Here is a 23,984-nt window from a genome sequence, read left to right as displayed (position 1 = left end):
AATCGCATTCGATTATTTACGCTGATTCAAAATCTCTTTCTCGTAGCTGCGCACGCTCTCCAGCCACTGGCTGCCCGCTGGCGTATCGTTACGCTGGCAGTACATTTCCCACACCGCCTGCCACGGCAGGCACTTCTGCTCTTCCAGCAGCGCCAGACGGGCGGTGTAGTCGCCGGATGCTTCCAGCTGGCGCAGCTCGGCGGTTGGCTCCAGCAGCGCGCGCAGCAGGGCTTTCTTCATGTTGCGGGTACCAATAACCCACGCGGCGATGCGGTTGATGGAGGCGTCGAAGAAATCGAGGCCGATATGTACGCGGTCGAAGAGGTCATGACGGATGATTTCGCTGGCGATAGCCTGCGTTTCGTCATCCAGCAGCACCACGTGGTCGCTGTCCCAACGTACCGGACGGCTCACGTGCAGCAGCAAACGCGGCACGTACAGCATGGCGGCGGAAATTTTGTCGGAGATCACTTCCGTTGGGTGGAAGTGGCCGGCGTCAAGGCATAGCGCGGTCTGACGGCTGGTGGCATAGCCCATATAGAACTCGTTGGAGCCGACGGTGTAGCTTTCTGCGCCAATGCCGAACAGCTTGCTTTCAACGGCGTCAATATGGTGTGCCGGATCGAGCTTCTCGCTGATGACTTCATCCAGCGCGGCGGCCAGACGTTGGCGCGGTGCCAGGCGGTCAACGGTCACATCTTTCATCCCGTCAGGGATCCAGATGTTCATGACCGACGGCGTGCCCAACTGCTCACCGAAATAGGCGGAAATGCGACGGCTGGCTTTGCAATGGTCGATCCAGAACTGGCGGATTTTCGGATCGGCATGCGACAGCGTGAAGCCGTCAGCGCTCAGCGGATGCGAGAAGCAGGATGGGTTAAAATCGAGGCCAAGATGATGTTTTTTTGCCCACTCAACCCAGTTTTTGAAGTGTTCTGGCTTAATCTCGTCACGCGCAACTGGGGTATCAGACTCCAGATAAATAGCGTGCAGGTTCAGGCGCTTTGGTCCTGGTATCAGGCTCAACGCCTGCTCCAGATCGGCACGCAGTTCGCTGGCGTTACGCGCTTTCCCCGGATAATTGCCGGTTGCCTGAATCCCACCCGTTAAATTGCCTTCTGGGTTTTCAAAACCAGCGACATCGTCGCCCTGCCAGCAGTGCATGGATACCGGTAGGCGATCCAGCTGGCGCAAGGCCTCTTCGACGTCGATACCGACGGCGGCGTAGCGCTGTTTCGCGAGTTCCCAGGCCTGGTCAAGTTGAGTGGTCATGCGCAAAGCTCCTTTGTCTGTCGTTGTTGCTGAAACTGCGCAACGTAGCGGGCAATTTCATGGTCAGGATGTGGGGTGAACGTAGTGAGGCCGTAGTTGTGGCTCACCACCTTGCGGAAATCGTCAACGTTGGCGAGTTCGTCCAGCGTCATTAATTGGATGCCGATATTGCCAAGCGTCGAGGCCTCAATCGGGCCAGCCACAACGGTGATACCGCAGGCGTCGGCGCACAGCTGGTTCAGCAGCTGGTTCTGGCAGCCGCCGCCTACGATGTGCAGCTGGCGGAACGGTCTACCGCGCAGCTGCGCCAGTTCATTGAGCACGTCGGCATACAGCAGTGCCAGGCTGTCGAAGATGCAGCGGGCCAGCTCGGCGGCGGTAACGGGAACCGGCTGTCCCGCCTCACGGCAGGCGGCCTGGATCGCCGCGCTCATGTTCTGAGGGTTGATAAAGCGATCGTCATTCGGGTTAATCAGCCAGCGGCAGGCGGGCAGTTTTGCGGTGTCGGCAATCAGCGCCGTCAGATCGCTGACGTTTTGCTCTTTCAGCACCCGCTGCAGCAGCCATAGGCCCATGATGTTTTTCAGCACGCGGTAGCGCCCTTCGGCACCGCCTTCGTTGGTGATATTGGCGCGCTGCGCCCGCTCGCTGGTGTAGGGCGTTTTGCTCTCGAACCCCATCAGCGACCAGGTGCCGGAGGAGAGATAGGCGGCGTCATCACTGACCAACGGCGAAGCGATAACCGCGCTGGCGGTATCGTGGCTGGCAACCGCAACGACAGGAATGGCATTGCCTTGTGGGCAGATCCAGTGGCCAATGACGTTACCTGGATGCGTGGGGGTACCAAACCAGGATGCGGGTGCACCGGTCCAGTTGAGCAGGTCTTCATCCCAGCTATCGCTGTTGATGTTGACCAACTGAGTGGTGGTGGCGTTGGTGTATTCCCAGTTCATGTTGCCGGTCAGGCGATAGCTGAAATAATCCGGTATCAGCAGCGCGTGCGCGGCCTGTGATACCAGCTCAGGCTGCTGTTCAACCAGCGCCCGCAGCTGATAGAGGGTATTGAACGGCAGAAACTGGATACCGCTGCGGCGGTAAATATCGCCTTTGCCCAGCTGTTCCATCGCCATGGCCATGATGCCGTCGGTACGCTTGTCGCGGTAGGCGACCGGCAGGCCAACCCGCTGGCCAAGGTTATCGATCAGGACGTAGTCAACGCCCCAGGTATCGATGCCGATGCTGTCGATGCGGATGCCTTCCTCGCATACCTTATTAAGACCGGTACGAATGTCGGCTTCCAGACCGTCGATATCCCAGGTATCAAACCCGTCCTGCTGGTGCAGGCTGTTGGTGAAGCGGTGGATTTCGCGCAGTGAAAGCGAACGCTGCCGGGCGTCGTAGCGCGCCAGCATTACGCGTCCGCTTGAGGCGCCTAAATCGACGGCCACACAATGGCGAAAAGTCATGGCAAGAGTCCTTTTGAGAGTCATTGCCGCTCAGTCTAAAAAAAGCCCATTGTCACTACCTTCTCGTTACTGACAGGCGAAATTGGGCGCTGGCAAGAAAGCAAAGATGAACGTGAGAGAGTTCACAGTTTCCTGCGATACTGCGCGTTAGCGAGGGGTGTGATGGTGACCGCATTTCCCGATCTTTCCGGCTGTTTCTTGAAAAAACGACCGGGTTTGCGCGCTTTGCTGTCAAAACGTCAAGGTCAGATGTCTCAGCGGATATTACTATCCTGATAACATTTCTCATTTGGCGGGAGTCGTTATGACCGTACTACACAGCGTGGATTTCTTCTCTTCCGGTCAGTTACCCGTTGCGATCGAACCCCGGCTTCCTCAGGCTGCATTTCCTGAGCATCATCATGATTTTAATGAGATTGTTATCGTAGAGCACGGCTCGGGTATTCATGTGTTTAATGGTCAGCCGCATACTATTTGTGGAGGCACCGTTTGCTTCGTCCGCGACTTCGATCGTCATCTGTATGAGCATACCGACAATCTGTGTCTGACCAACGTGCTGTACCGCGCGCCGGATGCTTTCCAGTTCTTGTCAGGTCTTCACAAACTGCTGCCGCAGGAACAAGACGGCCACTATCCGTCGCACTGGCGGGTCAACCAGAGCACGCTACAGCAGGTGCGGGCGATTGTCGGCCAGATGGAAGCGGTCAGCGACAGCACCGATATGATGTCGCTGGCGAATCGTGAAATTCTGTTTATGCAACTGCTGGTATTGCTGCGTAAAGGCAGCCAGGTGCAGGGGGGCGTGGATAACGATGCCCGTCTGAATCAGCTGATGGCGTGGCTGGAGGAGCACTATGCGGACGATGTGTGCTGGGAAGGGTTGGCGGAGCAATTCTCACTGTCGCTGCGTACGCTGCACCGGCAGCTGAAACACTGCACTGGCCTGACGCCACAGCGTTACCTGAACCGTCTGCGTCTGATTAAAGCCCGGCATATGCTGCGCCATAGCGATGAAAGCGTGACCGATATTGCCTATCACTGCGGTTTTGGCGACAGCAACCATTTCTCCACGCTGTTTCGCCGGGAGTTCAACTGGTCGCCGCGCGATATCCGCCAAGGGCGGGATACAATGCTTCAGTAACGCGAAGGCAGTCACCGTTTTTTGCCGCAAAACGACGAATAATAAGCGGTTGTTAGTCGTTGAGGTATTAGCGTGTCAGGCCAGCTCATTCTCCGAAAAGCCGATTTTTTTGCCAGCCCGACGCAGGCCGTGGCGGTGGCGGATCGCTATCCGCAGAACGTGTTTGCCGAGCATACGCACGAATTTTGCGAGCTGGTTTTGGTCTGGCGCGGCAATGGTCTGCATATCCTCAACGATCGCCCTTATCGGATCACCCGCGGCGATCTTTTCTATATCCGCGCCGAGGATAAACACTCCTACGCCTCAGTTAACGATCTGGTTTTACAAAACATTATTTATTGCCCAGAGCGCCTGAAGCTGAACCTGGATTGGGTTGCCCACATCCCCGGCCTGCACGGTACGCACTGGGCGCCGCACTGGCGCATTGGCAGTACCGGCATGACGCAGGCGCGGCAGATCATGACCCAACTGGAACACGAAAGCCGTAAAGATGATGCGCTGGCGAATCAGATGTCTGAGCTGCTATTTGCGCAGCTGGTGGTTTGCCTGAAGCGTTATCGCTACGCCACCGACAATCTGGCGGCCACGCAAAGTGAAGCGCTGCTCGACAAGCTGCTGACCGCGCTGGCGGGCAGCCTTAATCGCCCATTCGCGCTGGATGCCTTCTGCGAGCAGCAGGCGTGCAGCGAGCGCGCGCTGCGCCAGCAGTTCCGCAACCAGACCGGGATGACCGTCAATCATTACCTGCGTCAGCTGCGCATTTGCCACGCGCAGTATCTGTTGCAGCATACCGAACTGCTGATTGGCGAAGTGGCGATGCAGTGTGGGTTTGAGGACAGTAACTATTTCTCGGTGGTGTTCAACCGTGAGATTGGTATGACGCCGGGCCAGTGGCGGCAGCGTAGCCGGGTAGCCGCGTAACGCTATCTCCCGGCCGCGTACTGCACGGCCGGGAGGGTTGTCTTACATCACGCCCAACAGACGCGGCAGGAACAGCGTCAGCTCCGGCAGATAGGTTATCAGCAGCAGTACGCTGATTATCGCGATATAGAACGGCATCAGCGGCTTCAGCACCTCTTCCACCTTCACTTTACCTACGCTAGCCCCGACGTACAGGCCGCTACCCACCGGCGGCGTGATGGTGCCAATGGCCAGGTTGTAGATCATGATGATGCCAAAGTGCACCGGATCAACGCCCAGTTTGGTCATGATCGGTAGCAGAATCGGGGTGAAAATCAGAATGGCGGGGCCGATATCCATAAACGCACCGATGATCAGCAAGAAGACGGTAATGACCAGTAAAATCATTGCCTTGCTTTCTGAAATGCCGAGAATCATCTCGCTTAGCGCGGTCGGAATATTGGTGATCGACATCGAGAAAGACATCGCTGATGAGGTCGCCAGCAGGAACATAATCACCCCGGTCATGACGACGGTTTGAATGAACACCGACGGCATATCTCTGAGCTTCAATGTCTTATAGCAAATCAGAGTCAGAAACAGGGTATAAACCACCGCTATCGCGGAGGCCTCAATGGCTGTAAAAATCCCCTTCACGATACCGCCGACGATGATGACAATCAGCAGCAGGCTAGGTATGGCCTCCAGCGTGACCTTAAGCGCCATGCCTTTTTGCAGGGTGAAAAAGACGCGGTAGTTATGACGTTTAGCCACAACCCAGGTCACCACCATACAGCCAATTCCCCACAGCACGCCAGCGACCATGCCGCCGGCAAACAGCGCCGCAATGGAGGTACCGCCGCTGGCTAAGGCATACAGAATGAAGGCGGTGGTTGGCGGTATCAGCATACCGGTTGGCGCTGAAGCGATATTGACCGCTGCGGCAAAACTACGGTTATAGCCCTCTTTGGCGCTCATCGGCACGAGTACGCCGCCGATAGACGTGGAGGCGGCGATGGCGGAACCGGAAATGGCGCCGAACATCATGTTGCCGACGATGTTGGTGTAAGACAGCGAGCCCGGCAGGCGGCCGGTAAACAGTTTGGCGAAGTTAACCAATCGTGCGGCAATGCCGCCGCTGTTCATGATGACCCCGGAAAGCACGAAGAAAGGCACCGCTAACAGCGCAAAGCTGTCCAGGCTGGAGAACATTTTCTGCGCGGTCGCGAACATCGAAATATCGAAAGGCAGCACCAGCATCATCGTGCTGCATGAGGCGATGACGATACAAATCCCAATCGGCGCACCCATCGCCAGCAGGACCACAAAAACGCCGATCAGCGTTAGCGAAGCGGTAATCGGATCTATCATGTTATTTCTCCACGTGCTGCGGGGACGGTTGCGCCATAGCGCGCAGGGAATCAATGATGTTCAGCACGCTATAGATAATGATCAGCACGCCGGCAATCGGCAGCGCGTAGTAAACCTGGCCCATGGGAATGCCCAGTGCAGGTGAGATTTGCAGCATGGAGATGGCGGAAATTTTCAGGCCGCCGATGATTAAAATCCACGTAGAAAACGCCATAAAGGTCAGCTGCAGAACGATCATCCATCCGTGACGCACCTGCGCGGAGACCTTATCGACCAGAATGGTCAGGCTGATATGCTGCTGTTTACCGGCAACGTAGGCCATGCCCAGCATCGAGATCCACACTAAAGAGAAGCGCAGCAGTTCCTCGGTAATGGTGCTTGGTTGGCCAACGATATAGCGGCTAATGACCTGCCAGCATGAAACGGCAACCATCATTGCCAGCACCAGGCAGCAGACGGCTTCCAGTAGCCGATCGAGTCCTTTTCTGATTATTTCCATTTTGAGTCCTTAGGTATCAGCGTTTCGCGGCCTGGATTTTCTGATAGAGATTATCCAGCACCGGTCGGCTTTTCAGATCGGCGTAGATGGGCTGCACGGCCTGTTGGAAGGGTTTGATATCAATTTCAAAAAACTCAACGTTGAAGTCCTTCACGGCCTGCTGTTTGGTTTTTTCGATTTCAGCGTCCCAGGCGGCTTTCTCAAATTCAATGGAGGCTTTTATCGCTTCATTGACGATGCGCTGCTGTTCGGCGGTGAGTTTTTCCAGCGTGAGCGAACTCATCAGCAGAATGTCGGGAATGCGGGTATGCATGTCGTAGGTGTAAAAACGGGCAACTTCACCGTGACGTGCGATGGTCAGGGCAAATTCGTTGTTTTCAGCGCCGTCCAGAATGCCTTGTTGCAGCGAGGTATAGACTTCGGCCTGGCCCATGGCAATAGGCGATGCGCCCAGCAGTTTCAGCGTACGGATGGCGGTGTCGCTCTGCATGACGCGGATTTTTTTGCCTTTCAGATCGTCAATGCTGCGTACCGGCGCTTTACTCATGTAGAAGTTACGGGCCCCCGAGTCGTACCAGCCTATACCGATAAAGCCCTGTGCCTGGGTTGATTGATAAACCGGCGTCATAACGTCCGGGTTATCCATCACTTTGTAGTATTCATCGCGGTCGGCGAAGAGATAGGGAAGGGAGAACACGCCGTACATTGGCGAGAAGCTTTCCATCAGTCCGGATGAGACTTTGGTGATGTCCACGACGCCGACCTGGGTCAGCTCAACCAGCTCGCGCTCACCTCCCAACTGGCCGTCCGGGAAATACATCACCTTGATATCGCCGTGCGTTTTCTCCTCGATCTGGTCACCCAGGAATCGCAGCGCATCTTTCACCGGCTGGCTGTTCTCGGCATAAGCGAGGCGGAGTACCGTCCCGGCATGCGAAAATCCAGACAGCGAAAGGCAGCACAACAGAAGTATTTTGACTGTCCGTAGTAATTTCATATTGCCCTCAACGTTTGATAGTTCCGGGGCGAAATTACCTGTTAAAAACGTGAAAGACCTTGTGGTTATTGCCAGCGTCTGGCTTCAGGTGGCAATAACGACGTAGTTATATTGGGCGAGGTCAAAGTGTGAAATTTTCAGAATTCATCAAGATGATTAACCGAAAGCACACAGAATATCAGGAACATAACAATTCGTTATATCCATATAAAAACTACGGCATTGATAATCATTTTCAATATCATTTAATTAACTATAATGAACCAACTGATTACGCGGCGTTTACAGGTTTGCCGCCCGACAATAATGGAGATGATTATGAGCTATACCCTGCCATCACTGCCTTATGCGTACGATGCCCTGGAACCGCACTTCGACAAACAGACGATGGAAATCCATCACAGCAAGCACCACCAGGCCTACGTGAACAACGCTAATGCAGCGCTGGAAAGCCTGCCGGAGTTCGCTTCTCTGTCTGCAGAAGAGCTGATCACCAAACTGGAGCAGCTGCCGGCCGACAAGAAAACCGTTCTGCGTAACAACGCTGGCGGCCACGCGAACCACAGCTTCTTCTGGAAAGGCCTGAAAAAAGGCACCACCCTGCAGGGTGATCTGAAAGCGGCTATCGAGCGCGATTTCGGTTCCGTTGACAACTTCAAAGCTGAATTTGAAAAAGCAGCAGCGACCCGTTTCGGCTCCGGCTGGGCGTGGCTGGTGCTGAAAGGCGACAAACTGGCCGTGGTTTCTACCGCTAACCAGGATTCCCCGCTGATGGGTGAAGCCGTTTCTGGCGCTTCCGGCTTCCCTATCGTGGGTCTGGACGTGTGGGAACACGCTTACTACCTGAAATTCCAGAACCGCCGCCCGGACTACATCAAAGAGTTCTGGAACGTGGTGAACTGGGACGAAGCAGCAGCGCGTTTCGCCGCTAAAAAATAATTTGCATTGCACGTCCTGAGAAGCGAGTCTGATGACTCGCTTTTTTTGTATCCGCCTAAGGAGCAGCAGATGCATTATCCGGTTGACGTGTTTATTGGCAAAATCCGTGATTATGACGGCAGCCGTCCCAGCGCGATTGCCAAAGTACAGATTGACGGTGAGCTGGAGCTGACCGAGCTGGGACTGCTCGGCGATGAACAGGCCGAGAAAAAAATCCACGGTGGGCCCGATCGCGCGCTGTGCCAGTACCCCCGCGAACATTACGAAACGCTGATTCGTGAATTTCCTGAACAGGCCGCTCTGTTTTGCCCCCCTGCATTTGGTGAAAACCTGTCGACGGAAGGAATGACCGAGCACAACGTGTTTATCGGTGATATTTACCGCTGGGGCGAGACGTTAATTCAGGTCACTCAGCCGCGCTCGCCGTGCTTCAAACTTAATTTCCACTTTGCGATTAGCGACATGGCTTCCCTGATGCAGAACAGCGGTCAGGTGGGGTGGCTGTATCGGGTCATCGCACCAGGCAAAGTCTCCAGCGATGCGCCGCTGGAGCTGGTATCGCGGTTAAGCGATATTTCGGTGTATGAAGCCGCCGCTATTGCCTGGCATATGCCGTTTGATGACGACCAGTATCACCGCCTGCTGAGCGCCGCCGGGCTGTCGGCAAGCTGGAGCAGAACGATGCAAAAACGTCGGCTGAGCGGCAAAATTGAAGATAACCGCAGAAGATTGTGGGGGAAGGCCGAATAAGCCTAGCGCCATCGGGCCGTCAGGTGCACATTGTCCGATGACGGCTTCGCCTCTTTCAGCTTACAAAAAAATCGGCCTGCATAAGCAGGCCGATTGTCTTTTACGTTCGCTTGTAGAGCGGGAGCCACAGCGTCAGGCGTAATCCGCCGAGCGGGCTGTCATCAGCCTTAACCCAGCCTCGGTGCTGCTGCATAGCGCTTTCCACAATCGCCAGCCCCAGTCCCGTGCCGCCGGATTCGCGGTCACGTGCTTCATCGGTACGGTAGAACGGGCGGAAAATCTGCTCACGGTCTTCCGGGCTAACGCCCGGGCCGTCATCGTCCACGTGAACGGTGACGCCGTCTTTATCGACCGAGAAGCTGACGGCAATTTTGGTGTGCGAGTAGCGCAGCGCGTTACGAACGATGTTCTCCAGCGCGCTCTCCAGCGCATTTGGGTTGCCGTACAGCGGCCACGGGCCCGGCGGGTAATCGACGCTAAATGATTTGCCCATTTGCTCGGCTTCAAATGCGGCGTTGTCCAGCACCTCGCCCCACAGCTGATTTGCCTTCAGCGTTTCGCTGACCAGCGCGCTTTTCTGCTGATTGCGCGACATAACTAACATGTCGTTAATCATGCTATCCAGACGCTGTGCTTCCGTTTCGATACGCTCCAGCTCCTTGCTTTCGCCGCTACGGCGACGCAGCAGCGCGGTGCCCAGCTGCAGGCGCGTTAACGGCGTACGCAACTCGTGGGAGATATCGGAAAGCAAACGCTGCTGGGACGTCATCATCCGCTCCAGCGCCATTACCATCTGGTTAAAGCTGGCGCCCGCCGCCAGAAACTCTTGCGGCCCCGACTCCAGCTCAGGATGCTGTCGCAGGTTGCCCTGGGCGACTTCATCCGCAGCATTTTTTAGCTTACGCGCCGGTTTTGCCAGGCTCCACGCCAGCCACAGCAGCAGCGGCGCGCTGACCAGCATGGTGACGATAAGCAGCAGCAGCGGCCGGTCGAACAGCAGGTTGATAAAATCAGACTGCGAGCTGCTGGCCGGACGGATCAGGTATAACTGATAGTTATCCTCACCGTCACGAATCGAAAATGGCCCGACTAACTCAACGCGACCGTATTTTTTCTTCTGCGGATGGTCGGCGTTGTCCGACTGCCCGATGAAGTTACGGATAATCTGCATTTCGTTACGTTCTGCGCCAATCACGCGGCCTTCGCTGGTCACCAGCAGCAAACGCTGGCCCGGCGGTGCCCATTTATCAATTGCGCGGAACAGCCGACGCCACCACATCAAATCGTTGGGGGGATCGTTGGCCAGCTCTTCTTCAACGTGCTGCTCAATCATGATGCCCTGGCGCTGCTCGCTGTCGAGCAGCTCCGTCATCTGGCGCGAATCGAGCTTGGGTAACATCAAAACCAACATCAACACCAGCGCCAGGGTTAACCAGAAGATGGCGAAGATGCGGGCGGTTAAACTTCCTATCATGAAGCGGAGACCATCAGATAACCGCGACCACGCAGGGTTTTAAACCACGGATGACCGTCTTTACGCTCCGGCAACTTCCGGCGCAGGTTGGAAATATGCATGTCGATCGCGCGATCGAACGGCGTTAAGCGTTTCCCCAGCACTTCCTGGCTTAAATGTTCGCGCGAGACAACCTGGCCGAGGTGCTGCGCCAGCAGATAAAGCAGGGTGAACTCAGTGCCGGTCAGCTCCAGTGTTTGGCCATCAAAACTGGCTTCCTGGCGACCCGGGTTGAGGCTCAGCGCATCGACTTCAACGGTCGGCGAACTGGCGTCGCTACTTTGCTGCTGTTCGCTCCAGTGTGAACGGCGCAAAATAGCGCGGATACGAGCGACCAGTTCACGATCGTTAAACGGCTTAGGTAAATAGTCATCTGCGCCCAGTTCGAGGCCCAGAACGCGATCCAGCTCGCTTCCGCGGGCGGTCAACATAATGACGGGAGTCTGGTGTGTTTGTCGCAATTCTTTCAGCGTGTCGATACCGTTCTTTTTCGGCATCATCACGTCGAGTAAAAGTAGGTCGATGCTGTCATCAAGAAGCGCAAGCGCCTGCTCGCCATCATGGGCAACCAGTACGTTAAAACCTTCCATATCAAGCAGTTCCTTAAGTAAGGAAGTCAGCTCTCGGTCATCATCAACTAATAAAATTTTATTCATATTTTCATCCCTCCGAGGCAGAAATTACGTCATCAGAGCCAGCTAATCCATGACTTTACGTTGTTTTACACCCCCTGACGCATGTTTTCAGCCTGAATCGTAAACTGTCTCTCGTTGAATCGCGACACAAAAGTTTTTGGGAGCATGTGATGCGCAATGTTATCGCTGCCGTCATGGCCTCAACGCTGGCATTCAGTGCACTAAGCCAGGCCGATGAAGTCGTCACCAGCGTTAACTGGCACCCGGCGGAAAATAACCCGCTGAGAAACGGCCAGGGCCATATGTTCGACGGTATTAGTTTAACCGAACATCAACGTCAACAGATGCGCGATCTGATGCAACGGGCACGACACGATCGTCCACCTGTTAATGTTAGCGAAATGGAGACAATGCATCGCCTTGTCACCGCAGAAAAATTTGATGAAGCCGCTGTGCGCGCCCAGGCCGAGAAAATGGCCGAGGAGCAGGTAAACCGCCAGGTTGAAATGGCAAAGGTTCGCAATCAGATGTACCGCCTGCTTACGCCAGAGCAGCAAGCGGCTTTAAATGAGAATCACCAGCAGCGAATGGAGCAGCTGCGTGACGTTGCACGGATGCAACAAGATTCGAATGTGAGTCTGTTTAGTAGCAATACCCGTAGCAACCAGTAACAAACCCTGTTTTTCCTTGCCATAGACACCATCCCTGTCTTCCCCCTCATGATGAGGGGGTTTTTTTTGTCCTGAATTTGTCACATCACGGCGCTTAAACATTCCGCTATACTACGCAGATCTGAAGTCAGGAGTGTTTATGAATCAATCTTATGGCCGATTGGTCAGCCGCGCGGCAATTGCGGCAACGGTGATGGCCTCACTGTTACTGGTGATTAAAATTTTTGCATGGTGGCTGACCGGCTCTGTGAGTATTCTGGCTGCGCTGGTGGACTCGCTGGTGGATATCGCCGCTTCGCTGACTAACCTGCTGGTGGTGCGCTATTCGCTGCAGCCGGCCGATGAAGAGCACACATTTGGTCACGGCAAAGCGGAATCGCTGGCAGCGCTGGCGCAAAGTATGTTTATTTCCGGTTCTGCGTTGTTCCTGTTCCTGACCGGTATTGAGCATCTGGCGCGGCCGACACCCATGAGCCAGCCTGGTATTGGCGTGATTGTGACGGTGATTGCGCTCATTAGCACCCTGATTCTGGTCACGTTTCAGCGCTGGGTGGTGCGAAGAACGCAAAGTCAGGCCGTGCGGGCAGATATGCTCCACTATCAGTCTGATGTTATGATGAACGGCGCCATTCTGATTGCGCTTGGTCTTTCCTGGTACGGCTGGCATCGTGCCGATGCGCTGTTTGCATTAGGAATTGGCATCTATATTCTATATAGCGCGTTGCGCATGGGGTATGAAGCGGTTCAGTCGCTGCTGGATCGCGCGTTGCCCGATGAGGAACGTCAGGAAATTATCGACATCGTGACCGCCTGGCCTGGCGTGAGCGGTGCTCACGATCTCCGTACGCGGCAGTCAGGGCCGACCCGCTTTATTCAAATCCATCTGGAAATGGAAGATAACCTGCCGCTGGTTCAGGCGCATTATGTTGCTGACCAGGTGGAGCAGGCGATTTTGCAGCGTTTTCCCGGTTCCGACGTGATTATTCACCAGGACCCATGCTCTGTCGTGCCACAGGGCAGCAGCATTTGAACTTTCGTAGTGGTTGTACAAAGTGTGAGCTAAATCGGCATTATTTGTATAAATAACCGCCGGTTAGCCTGACCTGAATCAATTCAGCAAGAAGCGCTTGATATACTATCTCTAGATAGCGTCGTTCTCTCCCCCCTACATCGGGAGCGCTTCGGGCAGAAGAATTAATTATTAGCATTCCTAAGTTCAGAGGTAGTCATGATTAAGAAAATCGGTGTGTTGACAAGTGGCGGTGATGCGCCAGGCATGAACGCCGCCATTCGCGGCGTTGTGCGCGCAGCGTTGACGGAAGGCCTGGAAGTGATGGGCGTCTACGACGGTTACCTGGGCCTGTATGAAGATCGTATGGTTCCGCTTGACCGTTACAGCGTGTCCGACATGATCAACCGCGGTGGCACCTTCCTGGGCTCCGCACGTTTCCCGGAATTCCGCGACGAAAACGTCCGTAACGTGGCTATTGAAAACCTGAAAAACCGCGGTATTGATGCGCTGGTTGTGATCGGCGGCGACGGCTCCTACATGGGCGCCATGCGTCTGACCGAAATGGGCTTCCCGTGCATCGGTCTGCCGGGCACCATCGATAACGACATCAAAGGCACCGACTACACCATCGGCTTCTTCACCGCGCTGAGCACCGTGGTAGAAGCGATTGACCGCCTGCGCGACACCTCTTCTTCTCACCAGCGTATTTCCGTGGTTGAAGTCATGGGCCGCTACTGCGGCGATCTGACCCTGGCGGCAGCGATTGCTGGCGGCTGTGAGTTTATCGTCGTGCCGGAAATCGAATTTAAGCGTGACGATCTGGTCGCGGAAATCAAAGCGGGCATCGCGAAAGGTAAAAAACACGCGATCGTGGCTATTACCGAGCACATGTGCGACGTTGACGAGCTGGCCCACTTTATCGAAGCGGAAACCGGCCGTGAAACCCGCGCCACCGTACTGGGCCACATTCAGCGCGGCGGTTCCCCGGTGCCTTACGACCGCATCCTGGCGTCCCGTATGGGCGCGTACGCGATTGAACTGCTGCAGCAGGGCTACGGCGGCCGCTGCGTCGGTATTCAGAACGAAAAACTGGTTCACCACGACATCATCGACGCGATTGAAAACATGAAGCGTCCGTTCAAAGGTGACTGGCTGGAATGCGCTAAACAGCTGTACTAATTGACGCTGTAAAAATAGCGGATAAAAAAAAAGCCTTCTCGTTGAGAAGGCTTTTTTGTTGGCAGGGGTTATTCAATATCCAGCGCATCTTCCGACAGAATAATACCGGTATTGTCAGCATACAGATGATCGCCGGAGAAGAAGGTTACCCCGCCGAAATTAACGCGTACGTCGCTTTCGCCGATGCCTTCACCCGCCGCGCCAACCGGAATGGCTGCAATGGCCTGGATGCCGATGTCCAGCTCTTCCAGATCGTCAACCTGGCGCACCGCGCCGTAGACCACAATGCCTTCCCACTCGTTTTGCGTGGCCAGACGGGCAAGGTCGGCGTCGATCAGCGCGCGACGGACTGAACCGCCGCCGTCGACCAGCAGAATGCGGCCACGGCCGTTCTGTTCGAGCAGATCGTACAGCAACCCGTTATCCTCGAAACATTTTACGGTGATGATTTGCCCACCGAACGACAACCGTCCGCCAAAGTTAGAGAACAGGGGTTCTACTACGTTGACATCTTCCTGGTAGATGTCGCAAAGCTCGGAAGTATCGTATTTCATAGGATTAACGCTCAGTTGCTGCGAGTGATTTTAGTATATCGCGCTCTATGCATTGTTGGCAAAATCATCAATTGTTAATTGATATTTGTCAGTTAAGCCAGCGTCTTGCTGAGCACAATACCGATAACGAACAGCAGGTTAGTCAGCAGCGCGCCTTTGACCGTCCGCTCAAGCATCGGTGGCATTGCCTGCGGTGAGCGTTCGCGCAGCACGTAGCGGGCCTGCTTCACCAGCAGCGGGGTGCTGAGAATAAACAGCCAGCCCCACGGACTGTGCAGCGACAGCAGGTTAAACAGCGCCAGGCAAACCAGCGTCCCCATCAGCAGACAAACGTGGTAGCGGCGGGCGTTAACCGGCCCTAAGCGCACCGCCAGGGTGTTTTTGCCGTTTTCACGGTCGCTGTCGATATCGCGCAGGTTGTTGATATTGAGCACTGCTGTCGCCAGCAGGCCGCAGGCGGTGGCCGGCAGGATAATCGCGCTGCTCAGGCTATGCATTTGTAAATACCAGCTGCCAATCACGCTCAGCCAGCCGAAGAAGATCAGCACTGAAACGTCGCCGAGGCCAATGTAGCCGTACGGACGCGTGCCGACGGTGTAGGTGATGGCGGCGATAATCGCCAGCAGACCCAGCACGAGGAAGCCAATGAAATCGCCGGGAGTCTGCGACGCACTAAACAGCAGGGCAAGGCCGGAAACGCAGATCAGGCCGACGGTGACGATCAACGCGCGCTTCATCTGCGCCTGGGTAATCACCCCTTTTTGCATCCCGCGCAGTGGCCCGATGCGGTCCGGCTTGTCGCTGCCTTTGACCGCATCGCCGTAGTCGTTGGCGAGGTTAGAAAGAATTTGCAGCAGGCTGGCGGTAATCAGCGCCAGTACGGCGACGATGGCGTCAAAGTGGCCCTGCCACCAGGCGAGTGCGGTACCGACGATAATCGCCGCGCAGGCCAGCGGTAAGGTTTTAGGGCGCAGGCTTTCCAGCCAGGCCTGGGTGCGGCTCACAGGTGTATTTGTCATTAGTAATCAGCCAATAAAAATGGGGCTTTTCAGCCCCATCAATTAAAGATGAAAATGCAGTGACCGCGATTATAGGATAAAACGGCTCAGATCTTCATCTGCGACTAATGCATCCAGATGTTTGCTCACGTATTCCGCATCAATTGTGATGCTCTGGCCGTTGAGGTCGCTGGCGTCATAGGAGATATCTTCCATCAGACGCTCCAGAACGGTATGCAGACGACGCGCACCGATGTTTTCGGTGGTTTCGTTCACCTGCCACGCCGCTTCGGCAATGCGTTTGATACCGGATTCGGTGAACTCGATATTCACGCCTTCGGTTGCCATCAGCGCTTTGTACTGTACGGTAACCGACGCGTTTGGTTCGGTCAGAATACGTTCGAAGTCGCTGGTGGTCAGCGCCTGCAGCTCAACGCGAATCGGCAGACGGCCCTGCAGCTCCGGAATCAGATCGGACGGCTTCGCCACCTGGAATGCACCGGAAGCAATAAACAGAATGTGGTCGGTTTTGACCATACCGTGTTTGGTGGAGACGGTGCAGCCTTCAACCAGCGGCAGCAGATCGCGCTGTACGCCTTCGCGAGATACGTCCGGGCCGGATGATTCGCCGCGCTTACAGATTTTATCGATCTCATCGATAAACACGATACCGTGCTGCTCAACCGCATCAATTGAGTCTTGCTTCAGCTCTTCTGGATTCACCAGCTTCGCCGCTTCTTCTTCAATCAGGAGCTTCATCGCATCTTTGATTTTCAGCTTACGCGGTTTCTGCTTCTGGCCGCCCAGGTTCTGGAACATAGACTGCAGCTGGCTGGTCATCTCTTCCATGCCCGGAGGCGCCATGATTTCTACGCCCATCGGCGCGGCGGCGAGATCGATTTCAATCTCTTTGTCGTCCAGCTGGCCTTCGCGCAGCTTTTTACGGAACGCCTGGCGTGCGGCAGAAGGTTCAGACGGCTGTTCAGCCTGGCCCCAGTTGTTTTTGGCCGGTGGGATCAGCGCGTCGAGAATGCGCTCTTCGGCCATTTCTTCGGCACGGTAGCGGTTTTTCTCGATGGACTGAACGCGCACCATCTTGATCGCTGAGTCGGTCAGATCGCGGATGATAGAGTCCACTTCTTTACCGACATAGCCCACTTCGGTGAACTTGGTCGCTTCAACTTTGATGAACGGCGCGTTGGCGAGCTTCGCCAGGCGACGGGCAATTTCGGTTTTACCAACGCCGGTCGGGCCGATCATCAGAATGTTTTTCGGCGTAACTTCGTGGCGCAGCTCTTCATCAAGCTGCATACGGCGCCAGCGGTTACGTAAGGCGATAGCCACGGAACGCTTTGCTGCGTCCTGGCCGATGATGTGTTTGTCCAGTTCGCTGACAATTTCGCGTGGGGTCATTTCAGACATGGGAGATCCTTACGCCTTAGACGGTAATTCTTCAATGGTATGGAAATGGTTGGTGTAAATGCAGATATCGCCTGCAATATCCAACGCTTTTTCAGCAATTTCACGGGCGCCAAGCTCGGTATTTTCCAGCAGCGCACGGGCCGCGGCCTGGGCGTACGGGCCGCCGGAGCCGATAGCAATCAGGTCATTTTCTGGCTGCACGACGTCACCGTTGCCGGTGATGATGAGAGAGGCGGTTTCGTCCGCGACCGCCAGCAGGGCTTCCAGCTTGCGCAGCATCCGGTCGGTACGCCAGTCTTTCGCCAGCTCAACGGCGGCTTTGACCAGATGGCCCTGGTGCATTTCCAGTTTACGTTCAAACAGTTCAAACAGCGTGAAGGCGTCCGCAGTGCCGCCTGCAAAGCCAGCGATCACTTTGTCGTTGTACAGACGGCGAACTTTTTTCACGTTGCCTTTCATGACGGTATTGCCCAGAGTGGCCTGGCCATCACCGGCGATTACGACGTGGCCGTTACGGCGAACACTTACTATTGTTGTCACGAGCAGACCCCTTCTTACAAATACGGATGTAGGGGCCCCGTACCGCGTACGGGGCAGAATGTAAGTATAAATGGGGGGGTTTTTAGGGGTTTCAACCCCCGGTAGCGAGCCTAATGCAGTTTCCGTGACCGGCCATCTTCAGACGGGCGATGGTGCTGTCGGCGTTATCCTTACCTTTGACCGGCCCGATGACCACGCGATTCCAGCCGTTGTTGGTGGTGATCTTCGAGTCAAATCCTTCAAACGCCAGCTGGGCACGGACGGTTTCCGCCTGTTCCGCGCCTTTAAACGAACCGCACTGGACCATCCAGCGACGTTCGTCTTTTTTCTCGCTCGCTTTTGGCGGCGTGGTGTCATGCGTCACCGGCGCGGCGGCCTGCGTTTTAGGCTGTGATGTCGTATGCGCTGGCGTTTGCAGCAGATCCTGATACGGCGAGTTGGATGCGACCGCTTTTGGCTGCTGCGTTTGCGTTTGACGCGGCTGCTGCACCAGCTGCGTCGCGCGAGTTTGCGTCTGCGGCGCCTGGACCGGCTGCGTTTGCGTCCACTGTTGCTGTTGTTGCTGCTGAACCTGCTGCTGAGCAAGGCGCTGACGCTGTAGCGTTTGCTGGCGTTGGGCTGGCGTTTGCTCGTTCCACGGTACTTCGGTCAGCTGCGTTGGCTGTTGGCGCATATCCGCCTGCATCTGGGCCAGCAGCTGGCGCTGTTCGTCGGTCAGCTGATTAGGGTTAATCACTTCCCCGCCCGCGGACGGTTCCGTTGGCGCACGCACGCCTGGCTGGCGGCTTTCCAGCTCTTTGATATAGCGCCAGCGCTCTTCCGGCTTCGGCGGCAGGCCGTTACCGGTCATCTGGCGGCTTTGCAGAGATTCCGAGTCTTCTTTTTTATGGTGCGTGATGAAGTACAAACCGCCGATAAAAGCGACCACTACCGCAGCAGCAATCGCCACCATGGCAGGAGAGACTGCCGGAAAGTTACTCTGCTTTTTCCGTGTATTCCGTGAAGCGCTGTTCTTGCGCCGCGAAGGTGCCTGCTGGCCGCGGCGTACATAGTCTCGTTGTGCCACTATCGTTTCGCTGTCTTTTTCCGTTAGTTAGCCCGACATGTTACTTAAGCGGCGGGGCTTTGACCAGACAAGCAAGTCCTAAAGGACCCCGCTTTACATCATATTTTACTTGTACTGCCGCGAACGATCAGTTCACAGTCAAGAAGACGCGAACCGCTATCAACAAACTGCCCGCTCAGCTGGTTTAACAGCAGCAGCATGGCTTCTCGGCCGATATCAAAGCGCGGCTGAGAGACGGTGGTTAACGGCGGATCGCAGAACTCGGCCAGCGAGATGTTATCGAAGCCGATGATGGACAGATCGTCGGGTATTTTAAGGCCCCGGCGTTTAGCAAACGAGAGCGCGCCCAGCGCCATAATGTCGCTGTGGCAGAACACTGCGGTCGGTGGCTGCGGCAGCGCCAGCAGCTGTTCCAGCGCGCTGGCACCCGCTTCATAGGTAAAGTTGCCGCGGGCAATGTAGTGGGGATCGACGGTAATACCGCAGCGGCGCAGCGCCTGAACGTAGCCCTGAAGACGGTAGTGGCACAGCGGCATTTCTTCCGGCCCGGCGATGCAGCCAATGCGCTGATGACCCAGCTCGTGCAGATAGTTAACGGCGTTAAAGGCGGCAGTGAGGTTGTCGATGTGTACGGTCGGCAGGCCCAGTTCTGGCGCAAATTCGTTGGCCATGACCATCGGCGGCAGGTTGCGCTGCTCTTCGATACTGGCATCGAACGGCAGACGCGAGCCGAGCAGCAGCATGCCGTCAATCTGCTTGGTGATGATTAAATCGATGAAGGTTTTTTCCTGCTGATTCTGATGAGCACAGTCGCCAATCAGCACCAGATAGCCCTGCGCCGCTGCGGTGACCTCGATCCCGCGGATCACTTCGCTAAAGAAGGGATCGCAAATATCCGGGACAATCACCAGGATGGTGCGTGACTCGTTGCGCTTCATGTTACGCCCCTGCATTTGCGGGAGATACCCCACCTCCAGCGCCGCCTGCTCGACGCGATTACGCGTTGCCTGCGAGACCTTCTCTGGGTTCATCAATGCACGGGATACGGTTGCCGTAGAGACATTCGCCTGCAGGGCAACATCTTTCATGGTTGCGGCAACAACCGGTTTTTTAGCCTTCACCTGATTCTCTCCTCACTCACTGGCGCAGGCACGTCCTTTGTGACCTGACATCTGACACACTTTTATCAGATAGTTAGGGAGATCTGTTACAGAATTTTCATCAAAAGTGTGATGATTGTTTGATTCCACGATCCCGCTCGCAACTCTGAATTAACCTTCTATCGGGTCAACGTCGAGAACCCACTTCACTTTACGGGATTCCGGGAGCGTATTGATGAGCGCCAGCGTACCGGTGACGATATGCTGCAAACGCACGCGCGACGGATGCTGAAGCAGGATTTGCCAGCGATAGCGGCCGCCGCGCTTGGGCGCCAGCGACGGAACCGGGCCCAGCACCCATAGCTTGTCGTCCGCCAGCGGGCTGGCCTGAATCAGATTACGCAGCTGCTGTAGGAAAATGGGGGCCTGCTGGTTGTTATGGTCTTCCGCGCGGATCAGGACATGGCTGGTATACGGCGGCAGCTGCATGGTCTGGCGTTCGGCCAGCGCCTGTTCGGCAAAGGCGTTATAGCCTTTATAGAGCAGCGTTTGCAGCAGTGGGTGATCCGGATGGTGGGTTTGCAGCACCACCTCTCCCTGTTTACCCGCGCGTCCGGCGCGGCCGGAGACCTGGGTATACAGCTGGGCAAAGCGTTCCGCAGAGCGGAAGTCGGCAGAGAAAAGCGCGCCGTCGACGTCCAGCAGGGCAACCAGCGTCACGTCCGGGAAATGGTGGCCCTTTGCCAGCATCTGCGTGCCGATCAGAATACGTGCGCCGCCGCGATGCACTTCCGCCAGGTGCTGCTCCAGCGCGCCTTTGCGGCTGGTGGTGTCGCGGTCAATGCGCGACAGCGGGACGCCGGGGAACATAGGCGCCAGAGCCTGTTCAAGCTGTTCCGTTCCCAGCCCCACGGGCACCAGGTGCGTTGAACCACAGGAAGGGCACTGGCGCGGAATGGGCCGCTGGCTGTCGCAGTGGTGGCAGCGCAGGTGATGCTGTGCCTGGTGCAGCGTATAGTAGCTATCGCAGCGCGGGCACTCGGCAATCCAGCCGCAGTCGTGGCACAGCAGCGTCGGGGCAAAGCCTCGGCGGTTAAGAAATAAAATGACCTGATTATCGGCCTGCAAATGCTGGCGCATACGGTTAATCAGCGCGGGCGAAAGCCCGGCCTGAAGGTGCTGGCCTTTCAGATCGAGCACGTGCTGCGTTGCCGGGCGCGCGTTACCCGCGCGGCGGGTTAAGCGCAGCAGGCGATATTTGTGCTGGCGGACGTTGAGCAGCGTTTCTAATGCGGGGGTTGCCGAGCCAAGGATGATAGGAATTTGTTCGCTGTGCGCGCGCCACACGGCCAGATCGCGGGCATGGTATCGCCAGCCTTCCTGTTGTTTGTAGGAACTGTCGTGTTCTTCATCAATGACAATCACGCCGAGGTTTTTAAACGGCGTAAACAGCGATGAGCGAGTGCCAATGACGATAGCCGCTTCGCCGCTTCTGGCCTTCAGCCAGGCGGCGAGACGTTCGCTATCGTTAAGCGCTGAATGCAGCACTTCTACCGGGGCGTTAAAGCGTTCGCGAAAGCGCGCAATGGTCTGCGGCGTCAGGCCGATTTCCGGCACCATCACCAGCGCCTGCTTGCCTTTGGCGAGCACGTTTTCGAGCACGCTGAGATAGACTTCCGTTTTGCCTGAGCCGGTCACCCCTTCCAGCAGCCATGCTGAAAATTCGTCAGACGCGCTGTGGATTGCGCCCACGGCGGTCGCCTGTTCGGTATTCAAACGCAGGCGCTCACCCGGCACCGAGTAGGTTGCGCGCCAGTCGACCGTTTCCGGCGCCAGGCTACCCAGCTCGCACAGGCCTTTGGTGCGCAGCGCCTGCATGGCGCTTTCATTAAATTCCAGCTCCGCTACCTGATGACGCCATATTTTCCCCTGACGTAGCGCGGCCAGCGCCTGCTGCTGTTTCGGCGATCGCTTCAGGCTATTGATGTCGACCGCCTGCCCCTGTTCGGTAGCAAACCAGAACCACTGCGGCGTGGCGCTGGCGGGTTTTCCCTGGCGTAGCATAATCGGCAGGGCGTGGAACAGGACGTCGCCAATCGGATGATGGTAGTACTCCGCCGCCCACAGCAGCAGACGCCAGACGGAGTGGGAGAATACCGATTCGTCGTCCAGCACGTCGAGCACCGCTTTGAGCTCATCGCGCGGCAGCTCGCTGCTTTCGTTGACGGAGACCACGATGCCGACGCGCTCCTGTTTGCCGAACGGCACGCGTACGCGGCAGCCCGCTTTGGCGCTGAGGGAATCAGGCAGCAGGTAGTCGAACGTACGGGGCAGCGGAACAGGCAGGGCGACGTGGGCAACGGGCATAATTTCTTCCTGACTTGAAATCTGGCGAGACAGTATACACATTGTGGTAAGGGAGCGCGGATCAGTTTGCATCTGCTGGTCAAATTCTGTATGATTCGCCGCCTTTGATGCATTTTGGCATCAGGAAACTTACTATCAACATCGCGTGGTGTCTGGCGTTAGGGCTGGAAGAGCGACGCGGCCTTAACCGAGGTTTTCCCATGAAAAAAGATATTCACCCGAAATACGAAGAAGTTACTGCTACCTGTTCTTGCGGTAACGTGATGAAAATCCGCTCTACCGTCGGTCACGATCTGAACCTGGACGTGTGCGGTAAATGCCACCCGTTCTATACTGGCAAGCAGCGTGATGTTGCTACCGGTGGCCGTGTTGACCGCTTCAACAAGCGTTTCAGCATCCCAGGCAGCAAGTAAGTTGCCAAGCGAAAAAAGCGCCTTAGGGCGCTTTTTTTGTGCCTCGCGATCGCCCGGCGTGACAGTTATTCTTCCTCGATTTTAAATCAAAACCGTGAATAGATATTTTAAAGAATAAGGTAAATCAATGCCGCATTCGATATTCATCCCTCGAAAAATATTCGTGGCCTGATGAAATATATTTTTAATATGATAAACCGTATCTAATATAGGTGCGGATAATTGTTTTTGTTGGTGATCTTCATCTTATTTATTCTGTCTTTTTTGCCATTTTTAAATTTCTGATGGCAATAATAAAAAGGTGTTTCTATAAATTACAAAATAAACTCTCAGCGTAACAGGATGGAATACGAAACAGCCTTTTATACTCCACTTTAATTAGTAGGGATTATGGGACTGATTGCTGATATTTTTAAGAGTAATTATTATGAAAACAAAATACGCCTTCTTACTTCTGCCTTTATTATGTGGCGCGGCCCATGCGGGATATGTCGACTATCGTCATGAATACTACGATGATGGTCGTAACTACGACCGTGTGTACATGTCGAATCGCTTTGCTACCGGCTTTGGTGTCGCGGTAGAAGCGGTGTCGCGCTCTGATGATAAAGAATCAAATCATGCGCTGAACAATATGGAATCGAACAGCGCTGAATATACAGCAAGCTATCAGTTCGAGTGGCAAGGCTTTATCTGGCAGCCGGGTATCGCCGTGGAGATGGGTGATGATATGGCGATTTATAAGCCGTATATTCGCGTACAGTATAATATTAACGATAACTGGTGGACCGCATTCCGCTATCGTACCGAATATGCTCGTCGCAATGGTGATGGCCGTGACGATCGCACCGTTTATCGCCCGGAAGCCTGGCTGGGGTATAATATAAACAACTGGATGTTCGAACTTAACGGGATTTATAAGGTGGCCGACAGCGAGAATCTCTATAATAACGGTAAAGACGATTACGAATACAACTTCCGTGTAGCGTACAATATTAATTCGTGGATCCCATTCTTCGAGGTGGGTAACGTCTCTTCTGGTTATAACACCACCACCACTGACGATCGCCAGACGCGCTATCGTATAGGTCTGGGTTATAACTTCTGACCCTCTGCGGATGACGTAGGGATGATGTTATTTTGTGCTAAAAATTTTGTGATCTAAATCACATAAAAGTT

General features: G+C 55.3%; 23 protein-coding genes. 9 read left to right on the top strand and 14 right to left on the bottom strand.

The window, feature by feature from the left end; translation table 11 throughout:
- Positions 1-12 precede the first annotated feature (12 nt).
- Both rhaA and rhaB read right to left on the bottom strand, forming a co-directional pair.
- The gene (rhaA, locus tag H7R76_RS23210) at positions 13-1,272 is read right to left on the bottom strand and encodes an L-rhamnose isomerase (RefSeq protein ID WP_182929729.1); all 1,260 of its coding nucleotides are present in this window, start codon (positions 1,270-1,272) and stop codon (positions 13-15) included.
- Positions 1,269-2,738, bottom strand: coding sequence for a rhamnulokinase (rhaB, locus tag H7R76_RS23205; RefSeq protein WP_106929323.1), 1,470 nt, complete (start codon positions 2,736-2,738; stop codon positions 1,269-1,271). The genes rhaA and rhaB overlap by 4 nt, the downstream gene beginning before the upstream one ends.
- Before the next feature lie 304 nt (positions 2,739-3,042).
- On the opposite strand from rhaB, the gene rhaS reads away from it, so the two are divergent.
- Together rhaS and rhaR are read left to right on the top strand one after the other, a co-directional pair.
- Positions 3,043-3,879 carry an HTH-type transcriptional activator RhaS gene (rhaS, locus tag H7R76_RS23200; protein ID WP_182966605.1) on the top strand — a complete coding sequence of 279 codons (837 nt, stop codon included), beginning with the start codon at positions 3,043-3,045 and terminating at the stop codon, positions 3,877-3,879.
- A gap of 72 nt (positions 3,880-3,951) precedes the next feature.
- Positions 3,952-4,800 carry an HTH-type transcriptional activator RhaR gene (rhaR, locus tag H7R76_RS23195; RefSeq protein ID WP_106929328.1) on the top strand — a complete coding sequence of 283 codons (849 nt, stop codon included), beginning with the start codon at positions 3,952-3,954 and terminating at the stop codon, positions 4,798-4,800.
- Positions 4,801-4,842: 42 nt separating this feature from the next.
- On the opposite strand, the gene H7R76_RS23190 is transcribed toward rhaR, so the two are convergent.
- From H7R76_RS23190 to H7R76_RS23180, 3 genes are read right to left on the bottom strand one after another with little or no spacing between them, the layout of a single operon-like run.
- Entirely contained in the window at positions 4,843-6,150 is a 1,308-nt protein-coding gene (locus tag H7R76_RS23190) for a TRAP transporter large permease (RefSeq protein WP_106929329.1), read from the bottom strand.
- 1 nt (position 6,151) lies between these two features.
- Entirely contained in the window at positions 6,152-6,649 is a 498-nt protein-coding gene (locus H7R76_RS23185) for a TRAP transporter small permease (RefSeq protein WP_106929331.1), read from the bottom strand.
- Between the two features lie 16 nt (positions 6,650-6,665).
- The gene (locus H7R76_RS23180) at positions 6,666-7,646 is read right to left on the bottom strand and encodes a TRAP transporter substrate-binding protein (protein ID WP_182966603.1); all 981 of its coding nucleotides are present in this window, start codon (positions 7,644-7,646) and stop codon (positions 6,666-6,668) included.
- Between the two features lie 318 nt (positions 7,647-7,964).
- Between H7R76_RS23180 and sodA the strand changes: the two genes are divergently transcribed.
- Together sodA and yiiM are read left to right on the top strand one after the other, a co-directional pair.
- Positions 7,965-8,585 (top strand): superoxide dismutase [Mn], encoded by a 621-nt coding sequence (sodA, locus tag H7R76_RS23175; protein ID WP_182966601.1) that lies wholly within the window; start codon positions 7,965-7,967, stop codon positions 8,583-8,585.
- Between the two features lie 6 nt (positions 8,586-8,591).
- The gene (yiiM, locus tag H7R76_RS23170) at positions 8,592-9,335 is read left to right on the top strand and encodes a 6-hydroxyaminopurine reductase (RefSeq protein WP_182966599.1); all 744 of its coding nucleotides are present in this window, start codon (positions 8,592-8,594) and stop codon (positions 9,333-9,335) included.
- A gap of 100 nt (positions 9,336-9,435) precedes the next feature.
- Here the strand turns inward: yiiM and cpxA are convergent, their stop codons facing one another.
- Together cpxA and cpxR are read right to left on the bottom strand one after the other, a co-directional pair.
- The gene (gene cpxA / locus H7R76_RS23165; protein ID WP_106929339.1) at positions 9,436-10,809 is read right to left on the bottom strand and encodes an envelope stress sensor histidine kinase CpxA; all 1,374 of its coding nucleotides are present in this window, start codon (positions 10,807-10,809) and stop codon (positions 9,436-9,438) included.
- Positions 10,806-11,504, bottom strand: coding sequence for an envelope stress response regulator transcription factor CpxR (gene cpxR, locus H7R76_RS23160; RefSeq protein ID WP_064540403.1), 699 nt, complete (start codon positions 11,502-11,504; stop codon positions 10,806-10,808). The genes cpxA and cpxR overlap by 4 nt, the downstream gene beginning before the upstream one ends.
- A gap of 149 nt (positions 11,505-11,653) precedes the next feature.
- Between cpxR and cpxP the strand changes: the two genes are divergently transcribed.
- From cpxP to pfkA, 3 genes are all read left to right on the top strand, one after another.
- The gene (gene cpxP / locus H7R76_RS23155; protein WP_182929726.1) at positions 11,654-12,154 is read left to right on the top strand and encodes a cell-envelope stress modulator CpxP; all 501 of its coding nucleotides are present in this window, start codon (positions 11,654-11,656) and stop codon (positions 12,152-12,154) included.
- A 139-nt stretch (positions 12,155-12,293) separates the two neighbouring features.
- Positions 12,294-13,184, top strand: coding sequence for a CDF family cation-efflux transporter FieF (fieF, locus tag H7R76_RS23150; RefSeq protein ID WP_106929344.1), 891 nt, complete (start codon positions 12,294-12,296; stop codon positions 13,182-13,184).
- A 198-nt stretch (positions 13,185-13,382) separates the two neighbouring features.
- Positions 13,383-14,345, top strand: coding sequence for a 6-phosphofructokinase (pfkA, locus tag H7R76_RS23145; RefSeq protein WP_106929346.1), 963 nt, complete (start codon positions 13,383-13,385; stop codon positions 14,343-14,345).
- Between the two features lie 68 nt (positions 14,346-14,413).
- On the opposite strand, the gene rraA is transcribed toward pfkA, so the two are convergent.
- From rraA to priA, 7 genes are all read right to left on the bottom strand, one after another.
- Positions 14,414-14,899, bottom strand: a complete 486-nt coding sequence (rraA, locus tag H7R76_RS23140) for a ribonuclease E activity regulator RraA (RefSeq protein WP_035892355.1) — start codon at positions 14,897-14,899, stop codon at positions 14,414-14,416.
- Between the two features lie 92 nt (positions 14,900-14,991).
- Positions 14,992-15,918 (bottom strand): 1,4-dihydroxy-2-naphthoate polyprenyltransferase, encoded by a 927-nt coding sequence (gene menA / locus H7R76_RS23135; protein WP_182966596.1) that lies wholly within the window; start codon positions 15,916-15,918, stop codon positions 14,992-14,994.
- 69 nt (positions 15,919-15,987) lie between these two features.
- A complete protein-coding gene (gene hslU, locus H7R76_RS23130) occupies positions 15,988-17,319 on the bottom strand; it encodes an ATP-dependent protease ATPase subunit HslU (RefSeq protein ID WP_182966594.1) in 1,332 nt (443 codons plus the stop codon).
- A gap of 9 nt (positions 17,320-17,328) precedes the next feature.
- Positions 17,329-17,859, bottom strand: a complete 531-nt coding sequence (gene hslV, locus H7R76_RS23125) for an ATP-dependent protease subunit HslV (RefSeq protein ID WP_103779960.1) — start codon at positions 17,857-17,859, stop codon at positions 17,329-17,331.
- Between the two features lie 91 nt (positions 17,860-17,950).
- A complete protein-coding gene (ftsN, locus tag H7R76_RS23120; RefSeq protein WP_182966592.1) occupies positions 17,951-18,925 on the bottom strand; it encodes a cell division protein FtsN in 975 nt (324 codons plus the stop codon).
- A gap of 98 nt (positions 18,926-19,023) precedes the next feature.
- Positions 19,024-20,046 (bottom strand): DNA-binding transcriptional regulator CytR, encoded by a 1,023-nt coding sequence (gene cytR, locus H7R76_RS23115; protein ID WP_106929359.1) that lies wholly within the window; start codon positions 20,044-20,046, stop codon positions 19,024-19,026.
- 150 nt (positions 20,047-20,196) lie between these two features.
- The gene (gene priA / locus H7R76_RS23110) at positions 20,197-22,392 is read right to left on the bottom strand and encodes a primosomal protein N' (RefSeq protein ID WP_182966590.1); all 2,196 of its coding nucleotides are present in this window, start codon (positions 22,390-22,392) and stop codon (positions 20,197-20,199) included.
- Between the two features lie 200 nt (positions 22,393-22,592).
- Here priA and rpmE point away from each other — a divergent pair, with 200 nt between their 5' ends.
- Positions 22,593-22,805, top strand: a complete 213-nt coding sequence (rpmE, locus tag H7R76_RS23105) for a 50S ribosomal protein L31 (protein ID WP_106929362.1) — start codon at positions 22,593-22,595, stop codon at positions 22,803-22,805.
- A 427-nt stretch (positions 22,806-23,232) separates the two neighbouring features.
- A complete protein-coding gene (locus H7R76_RS23100; protein ID WP_106929364.1) occupies positions 23,233-23,913 on the top strand; it encodes an oligogalacturonate-specific porin KdgM family protein in 681 nt (226 codons plus the stop codon).
- The last annotated feature ends 71 nt before the right edge of the window (positions 23,914-23,984 follow it).

Origin of the sequence: Klebsiella sp. WP8-S18-ESBL-06 (assembly GCF_014169755.1) — a bacterium.
In the GTDB taxonomy this organism is placed as follows: Bacteria; Pseudomonadota; Gammaproteobacteria; order Enterobacterales; family Enterobacteriaceae; genus Kluyvera; species Kluyvera ascorbata_B.
This window is presented reverse-complemented; position numbering and strand designations above follow the sequence as displayed.

Coding starts and splice junctions, on each gene's coding strand:
- rhaA (WP_182929729.1), bottom strand. CDS start 1,272: ATGACCACTCAACTTGACCAGGCCTGGGAACTCGCGAAACAGCGCTAC.
- rhaB (WP_106929323.1), bottom strand. CDS start 2,738: ATGACTTTTCGCCATTGTGTGGCCGTCGATTTAGGCGCCTCAAGCGGA.
- rhaS (WP_182966605.1), top strand. CDS start 3,043: ATGACCGTACTACACAGCGTGGATTTCTTCTCTTCCGGTCAGTTACCC.
- H7R76_RS23190 (WP_106929329.1), bottom strand. CDS start 6,150: ATGATAGATCCGATTACCGCTTCGCTAACGCTGATCGGCGTTTTTGTG.
- H7R76_RS23185 (WP_106929331.1), bottom strand. CDS start 6,649: ATGGAAATAATCAGAAAAGGACTCGATCGGCTACTGGAAGCCGTCTGC.
- H7R76_RS23180 (WP_182966603.1), bottom strand. CDS start 7,646: ATGAAATTACTACGGACAGTCAAAATACTTCTGTTGTGCTGCCTTTCG.
- sodA (WP_182966601.1), top strand. CDS start 7,965: ATGAGCTATACCCTGCCATCACTGCCTTATGCGTACGATGCCCTGGAA.
- cpxA (WP_106929339.1), bottom strand. CDS start 10,809: ATGATAGGAAGTTTAACCGCCCGCATCTTCGCCATCTTCTGGTTAACC.
- cpxR (WP_064540403.1), bottom strand. CDS start 11,504: ATGAATAAAATTTTATTAGTTGATGATGACCGAGAGCTGACTTCCTTA.
- cpxP (WP_182929726.1), top strand. CDS start 11,654: ATGCGCAATGTTATCGCTGCCGTCATGGCCTCAACGCTGGCATTCAGT.
- fieF (WP_106929344.1), top strand. CDS start 12,294: ATGAATCAATCTTATGGCCGATTGGTCAGCCGCGCGGCAATTGCGGCA.
- pfkA (WP_106929346.1), top strand. CDS start 13,383: ATGATTAAGAAAATCGGTGTGTTGACAAGTGGCGGTGATGCGCCAGGC.
- rraA (WP_035892355.1), bottom strand. CDS start 14,899: ATGAAATACGATACTTCCGAGCTTTGCGACATCTACCAGGAAGATGTC.
- menA (WP_182966596.1), bottom strand. CDS start 15,918: ATGACAAATACACCTGTGAGCCGCACCCAGGCCTGGCTGGAAAGCCTG.
- hslU (WP_182966594.1), bottom strand. CDS start 17,319: ATGTCTGAAATGACCCCACGCGAAATTGTCAGCGAACTGGACAAACAC.
- priA (WP_182966590.1), bottom strand. CDS start 22,392: ATGCCCGTTGCCCACGTCGCCCTGCCTGTTCCGCTGCCCCGTACGTTC.
- rpmE (WP_106929362.1), top strand. CDS start 22,593: ATGAAAAAAGATATTCACCCGAAATACGAAGAAGTTACTGCTACCTGT.
- H7R76_RS23100 (WP_106929364.1), top strand. CDS start 23,233: ATGAAAACAAAATACGCCTTCTTACTTCTGCCTTTATTATGTGGCGCG.